The sequence below is a fragment of the Streptomyces sp. NPDC031132 genome (genome assembly GCF_055570595.1).
This window is the reverse complement of sequence record NZ_JBVIGX010000012.1, coordinates 173,040-187,637: the sequence shown is the minus strand read 5'-3', so window position 1 is coordinate 187,637 and position 14,598 is coordinate 173,040. Positions and strand designations below refer to the sequence as shown.

The window sequence follows — 14,598 nt, the reverse complement described above, 5'->3', positions numbered from 1 at the left end:
TCCCTCCGTCAGCAAACACCGCCGTGCGTCGCACCCCCGGCTCATACGCCCGTCGGCGCGGCGATTCCACGAGGTTGGCGGGTGGCGGGGACACAATGGGCCGCAGGAGCCGAGCTGCCTCGGATGCGGAGGGCGAACAGGTGTACCGACCTGACGGCTGGGACACGCGGGCGCGCATCGGGGTGCTCACCCCGCACGCCGACGTAGGGCCGGAGTCCGAGCTGCGGGCCATGGCACCCGGCGACGTCGGCGTCCACGCGGCCAGGGTCCCCTTCGGCGCGATGCGGTCGGGCGGTGCCATGGACCCCACGATCCCGCTCGCCCCCGCACGGGCTTTCGCCGAACCTCCCCATGTCGACGAGGCGGCGGAGCTGCTGGCCGCGGCCCCCGTCGACGTGCTCGCGTTCGCGTTCACCAGTTCGGCGTACGTGATCGGGGCCGAGGCCGAGGCGGGAATGCTGGAGCGGCTGTCCGCGCGGGCGCACGGCCTGCCGGTCGTCGCCACCTGCTCAGCGACGACGCAGGCGTTGCGGGCCCTGGGGGCGGGCCGCATCGCGTTGGTCGACCCGCCGTGGTTCGACGCGGAACTGAACGACCTCGGCCGGGCCTACTACGAAGCCGCGGGCTTCGGCGTGGTGTACGCCGCTCCGTGCTCGCTCCCCAGCGGGCAGCAGCTGATCCGGCCCGCCGAACTGCACGACTGGGTCGTCGGCCACGTCCCGGCCCACGCCGAGGCGGTGGTCGTCGGCGGCAACGGATTCCGCGCCGTCGGAGCAGTGGAGAACATGGAGCGGACGCTACGGCGGCCCGTGCTGACGGCCAACCAGGTACTGCTGTGGGCCGCCCTCGGCGCCACCGGAAGCTCGGCCGCCGGCATCGAGGGGTACGGCCAGCTGTTCTCGCGCACTGCCGGCCGCTGACGCCACCGCGTTCCGAACGCCGCCAGGTGGCGGGACGAGGCCACGGCACGACACGTGATCCGATGCCTCAGGAGCACGCGCCCCCCAGCGACCAGCGGTGCAGCCGGTTGCCGTCGTGCGATACGCACCGGCGACGCCGCCGCCGAACACCACTGCGCCTTCTGGTCCGGCCTCGGCCTGGCGGGAGCGCGACCCTGACCGATCGACGGCACGGGCAGGACCCGGACGGCGCTCGGGACCTCTGACTTCCCGATGCCGGTCTCCGTCCGCCCGCCGCTGCGCGCATCATCGGAAGGGGGGACACCTGGGAGCCGCCTGGGAATGGTGATGAGGAATGAGGCTGTCGTTCCTGGAACCCCTGTACACGGCGTCCGGCCCGTTCGCCTCGGTGTACCTGGACACCTCGCGGGACATCGCGCAGCCCGACCGGTCCGTCGCCCTGCGCTGGCGCCGGCTCCGCGCAGACCTGACCCGGCAGGGTGCGGACCGGGAGCTGCTCGGCGCTCTGGAGGAGGTGGTCGGCGCGGACGCGGAGCTGCCGGGAACGCACGGGCAGGCGATCTTCGCGGCCAACGGCTCGCTCGTCATGGACGGGGAGCTGCCCCGGCCGCCCGCCCGCGACTCGGCCCGATACAGCACCCTGCCGGACGCGATGCCGCTGGTCACCCAGCATCTGCCGGAGATCCCCTACCTTGCGGTGGTGGTGCACTACGGCGGGCTCCCCACGGCCGAGACGCACGGCTGGGTGAGGGTGGAGGCGGAGTCCGGCACCTGGCCGGCCTCCACGGTGACCCCCGGTGAGCGGCTGCACCACGAGGTGGCGGTGGCCACCTGGCACCACAGCGCCCTCCGGCTGGGCCACCGGCTGGACGCCTGGGCGCGGCGCACCCACGCCGACGCCGTGGTCGTCGGCGGGGACGCGTGGGCGGGCAACGTCCTGGTCCGCCGACTGCCGCACGCACTGAGCGGCAAGGTCGTACGGGTCGGGGGCCCCACCCCGACGGACACCGGACGGGCCTTGCTGGAGCCGCAGCTCGGGAGCGTCTTCCGCGGCCGGATGGCCGCGCACGACCGGGACCTGGTGAACATCTTCATCGGCCGCCGGGCCCTGGGCGGGCCGGCGACGGAAGGGATGGGGGCCACCCTGGCCGCCCTGCAGCGCGGCCAGGTCGCGGCGCTGCTGCTGAACCACCCGCCCGCCGCCTCACTGCGGCTGTGGACCGGCCCGCAGCCCACCCAGCTCGCTTTGACGGAGGAGGAGCTGATCACCTTCGGAGTACGGGCGCCCCGCGAGGAACCCGCCGGCGAGGCCCTGGTGCGGGCCCTCGTCGGCACCGCCGCGGAACTGGTCGTCGTTCCGGAGGACGAGCTGGGTCTGGACGGGGGAGTCGGGGCGCTGCTGCGGTACGCAGATCCCGACAGCCCGGTCTGACGGCGCACCGCGGTGGTCCACGGGGCCTCTCCCGAGCACCTGGTCCTCGAGGCCCGGACCGCGGGGGAGCGACGTACGGCTGCGGGAGGTCGTACGAGCCGTCCCTAGTGCCGCTGGTACGTGCCCACCAGGGTTCCGCTCGCGAGTTCCTTGCCCCGCACGGCGCTGTGCACGGCGTCTGCGCCGGGCCCGTCGTGCAGGCGGACCGGCTGCGACAGTGCGTACAGGCGGAAGAAGTAGCGGTGCGGCCCGTGCCCGGGCGGCGGCATCGGTCCGCCCCAGCCCGGCCGTCCGAAACCGTTGGGCCAGGACGTCCCGCCGTGCGGCTGCTGGCCCTCCTCCACCCCGCCGGTCCACGGATCGATGCCCGTCACCAGCCAGTGCAGGAAGCTGGGGCCCGGCGCGTCCGGGTCCTCGCACAGGAGCAGCAGCTCCGCCGTGCCATCGGGTGCGGCCGTCCAGGTCAGGGGTGGCGAGACGTCCTCGCCCTCGCCGCTGTGGCGGCGGGGGATCTCCGCGTGGTCGGCGAAAACGGAGCTGGTCAGCTGAATTCCGGTCACGGCCGCCGTCCTCCCCGGCCGAGGCCCTCCCCGTACCGCTCCGGGCCCGGAATCCAGCCGACCGGCCCCACGCTCCGTCCCGTACGGGCGAGCGTGCCGCGGCTGACCGGCCGGGGTCGGCGGGCACGCGCCCGGCGGGCAGGGCATCCTGAAAGTGGTGTGCCGACCTGTGCTGCCATCGTCAGGCCCTCCCCGAAGCCTTCCTGAACCCCCTGGGGGACATCATGGAACTCGGCTTTCTCAAACCGCTCTTCGCCCGCCAAGGGCCCTGGGCTTCCGTGTACATCGAGACCACCCGCGCGACCGAGGACGCGCAGCGGATACAGGCGCTCCGAGAGCGCGAGGTCGCGTCCCAGTTGATCGACGCGGGCGCCGACGCCTACACCGTCCGGGCCGTGGTGAACCGGCTCGCCGGGGAACCCGTCAGCGGGGCTCCGCCCGGCCGCGCGCTGTTCGCCGCGGGCGCCGAGGTCGTACTCGACATCCCGCTCGGTGCGACCCCGGCCGCCACCGAGGCGACCTGGTCGTTCCTGCCGCACGTCGCCCCGCTGGCCGGACTGCGGGCCGACGAGCCGGGCTGCCTCGTCGCGTACATCGACCGCACGGGAGCCGATCTGGAGCTGCGCGACGCCCACCACCGAGAGGCCGTGGGCCAGGCCCAGGGCCGGGAGTGGCAGGGCCGCGGGCACCGCAGCATCCCGGCGGACCGGTACGAGTGGCACTACCGGAACAAGGTCGAGAACGCCTGGAACGAGACGGCGGGCATCATCGCGGCGGAACTCGCCCGGCAGTGGCCCGAGAGCGGCGCCGATCTGGTGGTGCTGACCGGCGATCCCCGTGAGCGCCATGCCGTCCGTGACCAGCTGCCCGAGCACATGCGGGCGATGACCGTCGAAGTCGACAGCGGTGGCAGGTCGCCCGGCGCCTCGAAGGCCGCCCTCGACCGCGAGATCGCGCAGGTGCGCGAGAAGTTCGCCCGCGAGCGGCTCGAGAGCGCCCTGGAGCGCTTCCGCATGGGCCGGGGCCGGCCCGGTGAGCACCGCGAGTCCACTGTCGACACCGGGCCGGGTGAGGCGGCCGAGGGCATGCCGGCCGTCGTGGACGCCGTACGCACCCACCAGGTGGCCACGCTGCTGCTCAGCCCCGACGGCTCCGACGCGGCGCGCGAGGTGTGGATCGGCCCCGGCGTGGACGAGGTCGCGGTGCAGCGCGGCCAGGCCGAGGCGATGGGCGTGCACAAGCCGGTACGGGCCCGAGCGGACGACGCCCTCCTGCGGTCCGCGGCAGCGGCCGGCAGCGAGGTGCTCGTCGTACCGGCGGGTATGCCAGGGCCGTCGGGGGGCCTGGGGGCGGTGCTGCGCTGGACCATGTGACGGCCGACGTCGTGCCCCTCACCCCGGTCCGCAGCCGAGCCCCGGCAGGCCGGGCAGGCCCGGCCCTTGTCAGTGGCGGCTCGTAGGGTGCGGGGCATGAGTATGGTGACGTTCACCGACGAGACCACTGCCGCGAGCGGCGCCCGCGGCCGCGGTGTGGAGATCGCCGAGGACCGGCTCGCACTGCGTGAGTTGATCCGGCTGCGGGTCTCCCGGGACGCCGTCGACCCGAAGGCGTGCACGGCCCTGGCGCTCACCGCGTTCCGGCGCAGCGGTTTCCTCGTCCTGGTCGACAACCGCCGGGTGCGGGACCTGGACGAGGAGGTCGACCTCCGGTCGGGCACCGAGGTCACCTTCCTGAAGCTGGCGCTGGCGGGCGGGTGACGAACGCCGTCGGCCCACTGAGCCGGGCCCGGCCGGACGGTTGCCGGAATTCGACGGTCAGCGTTGCCCGCATGTTCTTGTTCACGAACAGATAGGCGGGCGCGGTCTGGTCGCGCTCGAACCGCAGCCGGAGCTGGGTCCGACCGGACCGGTTGACCGCGCCGAGACCCGCTGGGCTCAGGTTCGTCGACGCCTGGCTGCCCGTGGTGAACGGGGCGACCTCGGCCGCCCCTTGGGCCGTCGCCGCGGCCGCCCAGTCCGAGGGCTCGACGGGGCAGCCGCCCAGGCAGCCGTTCTGGACGTCGACCAGGAGCCGGTTGCCGGCCGGGTCGGCCCAAGGGCCGCCCGAGCCACTGTTCCTGGTCAGCGTCACGTAGGCCCGGGTGATGGTCTTGTCCGCCGGAATGCCCGAGGTGTCGAAGGACAGCACCGTCCGGTTGAACTTGCCGTCGGTGCCACGCCCCATGGCCAGGCCGTACGTACCCTCCAGGGTGCCCACGGCCGCGCCGGAGCCGTCGGCCGCCGCCTTGACGTAGCCGTCTTCCGCGTCGACGCTGGACAGCGTCATGCTGCCGCCCGCGGGCGGTGTCCCGCCGCCCCCGCCGCCGAGCGCCCGGACCATGGACATGATCGTCTCGATCTGCTTCCCGCCGTGCTGGGAGTAGGCGGAATCGCCGAGGTAGCCCCACCAGTTCCAGCAGCCGTTGGGGTTGTCCAGCGTCGGCGTGGCGATGGCCTGCGGGTAGAGCACGATGAGGTCGTTCGTGTCGGCATGCTCGTTCAGGTGGGCCTTGTCGAGGAACGTCGTGCCGAAGCCCTGGTACGAGTACCCCTGCTTGCAGCCGTGCAAGGCGACGACCACCTTGCAGGTGGCGCCGTTCGCACAACTCTGCGGCACGTAGACGAAGCCCGTCTCGTCCATGGAGACCGACTTGGCCTGCCCGCCGGGCACGTACCGGTTCTGGTCGAACCGGATGAGCGAGCCGCCCGGTGCGGCCGCGGGAGCTTTGACGGAGCCGAGCAGATGGCCCAGGAAGGTCCGTTCGGCGTCGATCCCGCAGTTGTTGATGAAGGGGGCGGCTGTCGCCGTACACGCATTCGGCCCCAGCGGGCTGATCCAGGCGTGGCCTGCGGCGGTGCTGTTGTCGTAGAGGACGTTCGCCCCGAAGTGGGTGTAGTAGTCGGCCAACGCGCTGACGACCGGCTGCTTGACCGTCGCGTCGCCCGTTCCGCTGAACAGGTAGACCGGATCACCGGACAGCCCCGCGACGTCGTCGATCGCCCCGTGTGCCGCCCGGTCGATCGTGATCTGCTCCAGCTGGGCGAGCTGCGGGTCCTGGGTGGTGTCCATACAGGCGTTCAGCGCGGTGTCGAGGTTGTTCCGCGCACAGTGGTACGGGCCGGAGGCGAAGACGGCCGAGCCGTCGAACGTGCCGGAATAGGCCACGTGCAGCTGGGTCGCCATGTAGCCCCCGGACGAGATGCCGGCGCTGTAGACCCCGTCGACGGCGTAGGACTTCAGCTCGCCCGGCACGGGTGGCACCGCCGTCGCGCCCGGCGCAGCGACGAGAAGCCCCAAGAGGGCCACCGCAAGGCCGGCGACGGCCCTGCCGCGCAGGCCCGGCCTGTCAGGAAACGCGTTCACGGACACCTCCAGGAGGTACGCGGGGTCACCCGACCCTGAAGGCCGGAACGTGACCGTACGCCCGACCGACTCCGCGTACCCATGGCAAGGAGCACCACAACCGGCCGCGCTGTGATGGGTGCTGATGACCTGTGCGATGACGCACCCATCCGCTATCCCCGCTGCGACGGTCGACTCAGGATTCCGACTCGGCCGTCGACCGGATCGGTACGACGCGGTGGCGTGCACACTTCGGCCGCCGACCGGTGGCCCAGAGCGGGCGCGGCCTTCGAGTCGAAGAGGACCTTGTCGAGGGCCCCGTGATCGACCGAGAGTTCCTTATCCAGGACCGGTCTGCGGTGGAGCCACTCCATCGACGTCATGAGCACCTGGCACGCGGCCAGCCCGACGGTGGCTCCCAGTTGCCGGGCCTCCCGTCAGGATCAGCCGGGCCCGCCCGGCGTCGGTCGCCCGTCCTGCGTAGGGGGCGAGCAGCAGCGCGCCGATGCTGGTCATCGCCAGAACGATGCTGACCACGAGCGACCCGTAACTCTCCACGTGTTCGAGGAAAATCGGAAGATTGAAGGTGAGGAAAATCGAGAGGCACCGCACCACGGTGAGGAAGGGGAGGAGCCCGGTGCGTTCACCCAGGCTCGTCCTGGCCACGGCCCGACTCGGAGCGTTCCGCCTTCCCGGGGAGAAGGGCAACCGCCGCGGCCGCCGCGACGAGCACAGCTGCGCCCACGTAGAACGCGGCCGAGACGGCGGTGGTGACCGCAGCCTTGAGAGCCGGGACCAGGTCGGCGGGGATCCCGGCGGGCAAGGGTGCCCCCTGCTGTGTCGCCGCCACCGTCTTCCCGATGGATCGCTCCACCTGGTCGAAGCGGCCGGCAGGAACACGGCCGTCCCGGTGGAGGAGCTGACTCAGCCGCGCTCCCTGGAGGTTCGCCACGATCGCGCCCATGACCGCCAGACCCAGCGCTGCACTGATCTCCCGGGCGGTCTGCAACGCCCCCGCCGCGCTGCCGCGCATCCGCATGGAGGTGCCGTTGAGCGCGGTGATCCAGGCCGGGCTGATGCAGAGCCCCATCCCGATGCCCATCATGCAGTAGAAGGGCACCAGCCAGCCGTAGTTCTGCCGATGCAGTGCCAACGCCGAACAGAGCAGAGCCGCCACACACAGGCTCATGCCCGTTCCCAGGGGAACGCGCGGCCCCATACGGTCGTAGAGCCTTCCACCGAGAGGCGCGAACACAACCGTGGGGAGAGTGAGCGGCAGTACGGCGAGACCGGCTTCGAAGGGCGACATTCCCACGACGTCCTGAAGCCAGATGACCCCGAACACCGCGAATCCTACGAACGCGAAACGCACCGTCGAGATGACCGCCGCCCCCACCGCGAACTCCCTGCTCGCGAACAACTCGAAGTGCATGAGCGGATCCGAACGCCGCCGCTCGCGTACCACCAGGAGCGTCATCAGCACGGCTCCGGTGGCGAGCAGCGAGATGACGGCAGCCGAGGACCATCCCCAGTACCGTGCCTGCATGAGAGGGAGGACCACGCACACCAGACCGCCGATCAACAGCGGCGTGCTCGCCCAGTCGACTTGTTCGCGCCGTGGTGGCTCGCTCGTGAGCAGAAAGTGCGCAAGGAGCAGTGCGCCGATGCCCAGGGGCGGGTTGATGAAGAAGATCGCGCGCCATGAGAACGCCGTCGTCAACACGCCCCCGATCAGCGGGGCCATGCCGTACAGCAAGGTGGAGACGCTGGACGAGATGCCCATGGCCTGGCCCCGCTCCCCGCGTCCGAATTCCTTGATGATGAGCACCTGCGAGGCGGGCCGGAGGACCGCTGCACCGGCCCCCTGGGCCGCGCGCGCGGCGATGAGCCAGGCCTCGGACTGGGCCAGACCCGCCGCGAGCGAGGCCAGGACGAACAGTACGGTTCCGAAGCGGAAAGCGCGTTCGTGCCCGAAGATGTCGCCGATGCGTCCGCCGAGCGGGCTCATACAGGCGAAACTGAGCAGATACGCGCTGATGACCCACTGCGCTCCGGTGGTCGAAGCATCCAGATTCCGCTGGATGCTGGGAAGGGCGACCAGCACCACCAGGGCATCGATGGCGATCATCGACGAAGCGCAGGTCATCACCCCCAGGACCCACCAACGATGACGCTTGCTCATGAAATGTTGTCGCCGCTTCACGAATTCCCTTCCGGTAGATTCCGGGCGACGGAGACCAGAGCCTGCCGGGAGTTCGGCCTACTTCGAGAAGGGCACAACGGTAACAAGACGAGCTGACCCGCTTCGTGTGGACACTCTGGCCAAGGGATCTGTTGGTCCGACGAATGGTGGGCGGCGCTGGCGGAGGCGGGTGGGAGCGGCGCGGCGTTGTACGGCCTCCCCGGGATCGGTCGGGACGGCGGTGACCGGAGCGGCAGCACGCGCCGGTACCATCCGGTCAGCGAGACGAGCCGAAAGAAGGGTCCGAGGCCTCGGGGTCGACGGAAGTGCGTTTGTAGTGACACGGGTAGGGATAGGGGTCCCCCCCGTCCGCGGAGACGGTCCCATCCATCTGCAGCTCTCCGTCCTCCAAAAAGAAGTGCAGAATCTGGACGTCGTTGTGGTTCTTGAAGCTGAGTACCAGATAGGGCGACAGGCCGGGGTCTTCGTTGACCCCGTGCCATTTCCCGTCGGATGAACGGCGTGTCACCTGCGCGTCCGGCACGGGGCCGTCCCACTGGACTGGAAAGTCTTTGCTGGAAAAAGTGTAATCGTCACGTAGTCGAACTAGCGGCGATCCGCATTTCCGCTCCCCGTCCCAGCGGCCGACCAGTTCGGAATGAGTTACGGCCTCTGGAGTGACGACGGGTTTGCCTGCCCCGCAAGAGGACGGGACGAGTGCCGTCACGCTGACAGCTGCAAGGCTTGCACTGATGCGAAATATGTCGGTTTTCACGCTGTCTGCTTCCGGCCGTATTCTGGATGGCGCCCAGTATGCCGGTCGGTGATCCGATAGAGGCGGCGGCCTAGCCCGCGCTGACGGCCGTCACGTGCGTCGTACCGTCACGCAGGGCGGTGATGCGCACCTGCCCCGCGGGGAAGGAGTCCCTCCCGTTCGGACCGGGGATCTGCGCGAACGGCGTCCAGGAGCCGTCCGGCCTCCTCAGGTTGTGCCAGATCCGTCCGTCGAGCCCGACCGCCACGACCTGGGCGGAGCCGTCCCGGGTCCCCGCAATGCCGATGGCGCTGGCCCCCATGGTGGGCGTCGTGACGCCCCGCGGGGGCCGGAACCCGGTCCACGTGCCGTCGGGCCGCCGCTGCTGGTGGTAGACGATCCCGTCGAGCCCGATCGCGAGGACCTGCGAGGAACCGTCGGGCATACCGGTGATCGCCAGGGCGGGACCCGAGAACGTCGGGGCTCCGTTGTAGCCGGCCAGGCGACCCCAGGCCGTCCACGTACCGTCCCGCCCGCGAAGGCAGTGGTACATGGCGCCGTCGGTGCCGTAACTGAGCAGCTGGGCCGACCCGTCGGGCATGGCGGTGATCGACGCCTTCGTCGCACCCCATCGGCTCGTCGTGGTGAACCCGGGCACGGCCCGGAACCCGGGCAGGGTGCCGTCGGCGCGCCGCTGCTGGTGGAACGTGGTGCCGTCCAAGGCCGTCACCACGATCTGGCAGGTCCCGTCGGGGAACGCGGCGATGTCCGCCTCGCGTACGGTGAATCCGGTCGCGCCGTCCGGTCCCGCGAGGCGCTGCCAGGGCCGGAGCGTGGTCGAACCCCGTACGGCCGTCAGCCACAGGCTGTTGTCGAGCGCGATGCCCAGCACCACGACGGAGCCGTCCGCCATGCCGGCCGCGGCACTCTGGACCCCCGCGAAGGACGCGGCGCCGGCCGTGGCCCCCGGCAGCGGACGCATGCTGCTCCACGACCCGTCGGGGCGGCGCTCGGTGTGGAAGAGCGCGCGCCGCTCGACGTCGTACGGGGGCAGTTGCGCGGAGTAGAACCACACCGGGTTGGTGATGGCCACCAGTTGGTCCAGCGTGGTGGAGGCGGGCTTGGGCCGGCGCACTTCGGCTCGGGCGAACAGGGACGCCTTGCCCCATCCGCGCCAGCGCAACTGTCCCCTGCCGCTCCCGTCGATGCAGGTGGCGGCCATGATGCCCCACTCGGTGTACAGCGTGGCGATGCTGTCGGGGGCGCCCGTCACGTCCAAGGTCACGTCGACCGTGTCGAAGAACGACAGGGGCAGTTCCTCGCCGGGTCCGGCGACCGCCCCGCCGGTGCGGGCGGTGAAGTCCACGGTCACGGCCGCGGATTCGACGGCGTACGACCGGCCCCGGCGCAGCGCGTCCAGCACGGCGGGCGTGGACAGGCTGGTCGCGTGCACCACGTTGTGCGGCCGGCCGACGGCGTCCGCGGGGCTGTGGGCGTCGCTGTTGCCCACGGCGGCGACGCGCTTGCCGAGGCACAGCATGACGTGCCAGGCGGCGATGTTGGCCGCGTCGTCCAGTGTCCACGGCCCGTTCCACACCTCCAGCGCGTCCACCCGGTCGAGGCCGAACTCCCAGAAGGAGCCCGCTGCTGGAGTGAGCGGATGGGCGGCGATCGTGAGTCCGCCCAGGCTGTGTACGCGCCGGGCGTGGCTGTCGAACGCGCCTGGGTCCGCAGGGCCGTAGCGCCAGTCCACCCACTCGCCCTGGGGCAGGCCGACGGCCAGCCAGTGACCGTGGCGGGTGGTGACCTCCCGGCGTTGATGACCAGGAGGTCCGTCGGGACGTTGCCGCGCCATGTCAGGCCGGTGGAGCTGGTGTTGTGGTCGGACGTGGCGATGAAGTGCAGCCCCTCCTGGCGGGCGGCGGCGACTATCTCGTCCACCGTGCGCTTCCCGTCGGAGTGCACGCTGTGCAGGTGCAGGTCGCCCCGGTACCAGCCGGGCCCGCGCCCCGCCAGCGAGCTGGGCAGGATGTCGTACGGGGTCCGGGGGAGCGGGTCTCCGTGGTGCAGGGTGACGTCGACCTGCCAGGCCATCCCGCCGTCGGCGCCGACCATCGGCCCGAGGATGACCGACCAGCTGCCGGGTTCGACCGGCGCGGGTATGTAGCCGGGGGTGGTGTCCGCCGCGGAGAGGGTGAACCCGGCCCGCTCGCCGCCCGACCAGCCGCGGAAGCCGGACGGGCCGAAGATGCCGAGGTCCAGGATGCCGGCGGCGGCGTCGTGCGAGGTGTCGACGGAGATCCGCTGCACCCCCGGGGGGACGTCGAAGGCGACGTACGCCCACTGGTCGTTGCCCTTCGGGGCACGGCCCTGGTAGGTGGTGGTCACGGTGTCGGTCCCCTGACCCCTCGTCGCGGCGTGCGCGATCGGTGCGGGAACCAGCGCGGCGGCCCCGCCCGTGGCCAGCAGGGCCCCTAATCGGAGCAGGGACCTGCGCTCGACACCCGGGCCGGGGTCGGCCACGGTATTCGGGAGGTGTTCACTCGACACGGCGGTGCTCTCCGTTCACATGGGGTGGCAGGGAAGGCGTGCGGGTGCGAGGGGGGTGCGGGTGTGGGAGCCGGAGCGTGCGGGACCGGACGGAGCCGCGTAAGGGGCGAGCCGGCGGTCCCGCCGGGCGGCGCGGGACCGAAGACATCCCCTAACGGTGTGAGCGTTGGGCCTCGACGATCTGTCGCACGGAGCCGTCGAGGCCCGCCCGTGCCTGGACCCGCTCGGCGAAGCCGGGGAACTGCCCGGCGACGGCGCTCAGCAGCCGCAGCTCGAGCGGGGCCACGTTGACCTCGCACCGGTCGCGGTGGACGGCCCGTACGACTCCGTCGGCGACCTGGCCGGGCGTGACGGTCCTGAGGCCCTTCGGCGGGGTGGCGCCGGTGGCCGCGAACATCCCGGCGTCCCGGACGAACCCGGGCTGCACCAGGGACACACCCACCCCCGTGCCCCGGAGTTCTTGGCGCAGCGCGAGGGCGAATCCGCGCAGCCCGAATTTCGTCGCGTTGTACAGGGACGTGGACTTGGTCGCCGCCTTGCCCGAGATTGACCCGACCAGCACGATGTGGCCGCGCCCGCGTGCCACCATGTGCTCCGAGAGCAGCCGGGACAGCAGGATGGGCGCGCGCAGGTTGACCTCGAGCGCGCGGTCGAGCTGTTCCTCGGTGTAGTCCTTGAGGTCGCCGCTGGCGGGCAGGGCGGCATTCGCGACGAGGACGTCCGTCTCGGCGCAGGTTTCGGCGAGGCGGAGGACGTCGGGCCGGACGGCCAGATCGGCGACCGCGGTGCGGGCGCCCCAGGCATCTGCGACGGCCTCGAGGGCTTCCTTCCTGCGCCCGCTGACCGTGAGCCGGGCCCCCTGCGACGTCAGACGCCCGGCCAGGGCGGAGCCGATACCTCCGGTGGCCCCGGTGAGCAGAACGTTCGATCCGGATATGTCCACGATCACTCCAGTGCAGCGGCCCTCTACTGTTCGTTCGAACGAACAGTAGGGACTGCCTCGTCGGCTGTCCACACCTCGGATGCCTCCAACTCCCCGGCACCGCCCGGGCAGTGGCTCCGGCCGATGGGGCAGAATGCAGACATGTCCCCTGCTTCCGAAACCCGCCAGAGCATCATCGACGCCGTACTGCGGATCATCGGGCAGGACGGCATCGCCGCCGTCACCAACCGGCGGATCGCGAAGGAGGCCGAGGTCTCGCTCGGCTCGATCACCTACCACTTCGCCACTCAGCACGAACTGCTGCGCGAGAGCCTGCTGCACTTCGTGGCAGAGGAGACCCGGCACTTCACGACCCTCGCCGACGAGTGCACCGACGAGCGCTTCGACATCGGGCAGGCGGCCGAGGTGGTGGCCCAGGTCGCGGGCGGCAACGCCTTCGACAGCCGTCACATCGCGCCCTTCGAGCTGTACGTCCAGGCCGGCCGCGACGAACGGCTGCGTGCCGCCGCGGCCGAATGCTTCGCCGCCTACGACCTGCTGGCCACTCGGATCCTGGCCCAACTCGGCGTGCCGGACCCCGAGCGCCTGGCCGGCGTGGCCGTCGCCCTGGTCTTCGGGCAGCAGCTGCGCCGCCTGGCCACCGGCGCCCCCGCCGAGGACCTCGTCGACACCCTGCTGATCCTCACGAAGTTCACCCCGACGCAGGCCCCTTCCACGTCCTGGTGAGTGGGCGCCCGGCCCCCTGGACCGTCTTGTGCACGCGTTGCGGATCCGGGGCTGTCCGTCCCGTCGTTCGCCCTGCAGCTGGCCGGCGCCCTCACACGAAGGTCGGACGAGCCCGTCCGAACCCGCACGGGAATGAGCGCCCGGACATCGCTCATGTCCGTTCCGTTCCGTGCACCGGCCCGTGACGTAGGCGCCGAACTCTGCGGGGACCCGGTCGGTCAACCGCTCGCGCGACCCGCCGCCACCAGGCCCGATTCGTATGCCGCGATGACTGCCTGGGCGCGGTCGCGGACGCCGAGTTTGGTGAAGATGCCGGTGATGTGGTTCTTGACCGTGGAGACGCTGATCTCCAGGGTCCCGGCGATCTCCGCGTTGTCGAACCCGGCCGCCAGCAGCTGCCAGATCTCCAGCTCGCGCGGTGTGAGGCCGGCCGGGGCCTTCGCCGCCGGGCGCGGCCGGGCGGGGGCCCGTACATAGGTGGAGATCAGCCTGGTGAGCAGTCGGGGCGCGACGGCGGCCTCGCCGGTGTGGACGGTGTGGACCGCGGCGATGAGCTCCTCGGGGGAGATGTCCTTGGGGAGGAAGCCGTACGCGCCGGCGCGCAGCGCGGCGACCACGTACTCGTCCATGTCGAAGGTGCTGAGGGCCAGAACGCGCGATCCCGGCAGTGTCCGCGCCAGCTCCTCGGTGGCCTGGACGCCGTCGAGGACCGGCATCCGGATGTCCATGACGACCACGTCGGGCCGCAGCTCGTGGGCCAGTTCGACGGCCCGGGCGCCGTCCTCGGCCTCGCCCACCACCTCGAACGCCGGGTCGGGCGCCAGGATCAGGGCCAGGCCCCGCCGTACCAGCGGCTGGTCGTCGGCTATGAGCACACGGATCATCCGCGTCGGTCCTCTCGCTGTCCCCCCGGGTCGCCTGCCGGGAGCCTTGCCGCCACCCTGAATCCGCCGCCGTCGCACGAGCCGGTCTCCAGGGTGCCGCCTTGCAGCCCGACGCGTTCCCGCATTCCGATCAGACCGTACCCGCTGCCGGGGCCCGGCCGCGAAGCCCCCGGCCGGGCGCCGCGCGCACCGTTGTTCCGTCCCTCCCCGTCGACGCCCTCCGGGCCATACGTCCGCCGTACGTGGGGCCGCGCGCCGAAAGAACG

General features: G+C 71.6%; 12 protein-coding genes. 5 read left to right on the top strand and 7 right to left on the bottom strand.

Annotation, left to right across the window (positions count from 1 at the left end; translation table 11 throughout):
- Positions 1-140 precede the first annotated feature (140 nt).
- Positions 141-920 carry a maleate cis-trans isomerase family protein gene (locus ACZ49B_RS20315; RefSeq protein WP_468307677.1) on the top strand — a complete coding sequence of 260 codons (780 nt, stop codon included), beginning with the start codon at positions 141-143 and terminating at the stop codon, positions 918-920.
- 334 nt (positions 921-1,254) lie between these two features.
- Positions 1,255-2,352: a baeRF2 domain-containing protein gene (locus ACZ49B_RS20310; protein WP_468307674.1), complete on the top strand. Its 1,098-nt coding sequence runs from the start codon at positions 1,255-1,257 to the stop codon at positions 2,350-2,352.
- A 104-nt stretch (positions 2,353-2,456) separates the two neighbouring features.
- On the opposite strand, the gene ACZ49B_RS20305 is transcribed toward ACZ49B_RS20310, so the two are convergent.
- Positions 2,457-2,912 (bottom strand): YbhB/YbcL family Raf kinase inhibitor-like protein, encoded by a 456-nt coding sequence (locus tag ACZ49B_RS20305; RefSeq protein ID WP_468307671.1) that lies wholly within the window; start codon positions 2,910-2,912, stop codon positions 2,457-2,459.
- A gap of 224 nt (positions 2,913-3,136) precedes the next feature.
- Here ACZ49B_RS20305 and ACZ49B_RS20300 point away from each other — a divergent pair, with 224 nt between their 5' ends.
- Entirely contained in the window at positions 3,137-4,285 is a 1,149-nt protein-coding gene (locus ACZ49B_RS20300) for a baeRF2 domain-containing protein (protein WP_468307669.1), read from the top strand.
- A gap of 96 nt (positions 4,286-4,381) precedes the next feature.
- Positions 4,382-4,669, top strand: coding sequence for a ubiquitin family protein (locus ACZ49B_RS20295; RefSeq protein ID WP_468307667.1), 288 nt, complete (start codon positions 4,382-4,384; stop codon positions 4,667-4,669).
- Here ACZ49B_RS20295 and ACZ49B_RS20290 read toward each other — a convergent pair.
- The 5 genes from ACZ49B_RS20290 to ACZ49B_RS20270 all read right to left on the bottom strand — a co-directional run bounded on the left by ACZ49B_RS20290 (position 4,635) and on the right by ACZ49B_RS20270 (position 12,722).
- Positions 4,635-6,314: an extracellular catalytic domain type 2 short-chain-length polyhydroxyalkanoate depolymerase gene (locus ACZ49B_RS20290; RefSeq protein WP_468307664.1), complete on the bottom strand. Its 1,680-nt coding sequence runs from the start codon at positions 6,312-6,314 to the stop codon at positions 4,635-4,637. The genes ACZ49B_RS20295 and ACZ49B_RS20290 overlap by 35 nt on opposite strands.
- Before the next feature lie 622 nt (positions 6,315-6,936).
- A complete protein-coding gene (locus tag ACZ49B_RS20285; protein WP_468307661.1) occupies positions 6,937-8,475 on the bottom strand; it encodes an MFS transporter in 1,539 nt (512 codons plus the stop codon).
- 277 nt (positions 8,476-8,752) lie between these two features.
- The gene (locus ACZ49B_RS20280) at positions 8,753-9,250 is read right to left on the bottom strand and encodes a hypothetical protein (RefSeq protein ID WP_468307660.1); all 498 of its coding nucleotides are present in this window, start codon (positions 9,248-9,250) and stop codon (positions 8,753-8,755) included.
- A 70-nt stretch (positions 9,251-9,320) separates the two neighbouring features.
- The gene (locus ACZ49B_RS20275; protein WP_468307657.1) at positions 9,321-11,084 is read right to left on the bottom strand and encodes a CehA/McbA family metallohydrolase; all 1,764 of its coding nucleotides are present in this window, start codon (positions 11,082-11,084) and stop codon (positions 9,321-9,323) included.
- An 846-nt stretch (positions 11,085-11,930) separates the two neighbouring features.
- Positions 11,931-12,722 carry an SDR family NAD(P)-dependent oxidoreductase gene (locus ACZ49B_RS20270; protein ID WP_468307654.1) on the bottom strand — a complete coding sequence of 264 codons (792 nt, stop codon included), beginning with the start codon at positions 12,720-12,722 and terminating at the stop codon, positions 11,931-11,933.
- 141 nt (positions 12,723-12,863) lie between these two features.
- Here ACZ49B_RS20270 and ACZ49B_RS20265 point away from each other — a divergent pair, with 141 nt between their 5' ends.
- Positions 12,864-13,448 (top strand): TetR/AcrR family transcriptional regulator, encoded by a 585-nt coding sequence (locus ACZ49B_RS20265; protein WP_468307651.1) that lies wholly within the window; start codon positions 12,864-12,866, stop codon positions 13,446-13,448.
- 218 nt (positions 13,449-13,666) lie between these two features.
- Here ACZ49B_RS20265 and ACZ49B_RS20260 read toward each other — a convergent pair whose 3' ends face one another.
- Positions 13,667-14,332, bottom strand: coding sequence for a response regulator transcription factor (locus tag ACZ49B_RS20260; protein ID WP_468307648.1), 666 nt, complete (start codon positions 14,330-14,332; stop codon positions 13,667-13,669).
- Positions 14,333-14,598: the final 266 nt, after the last annotated feature.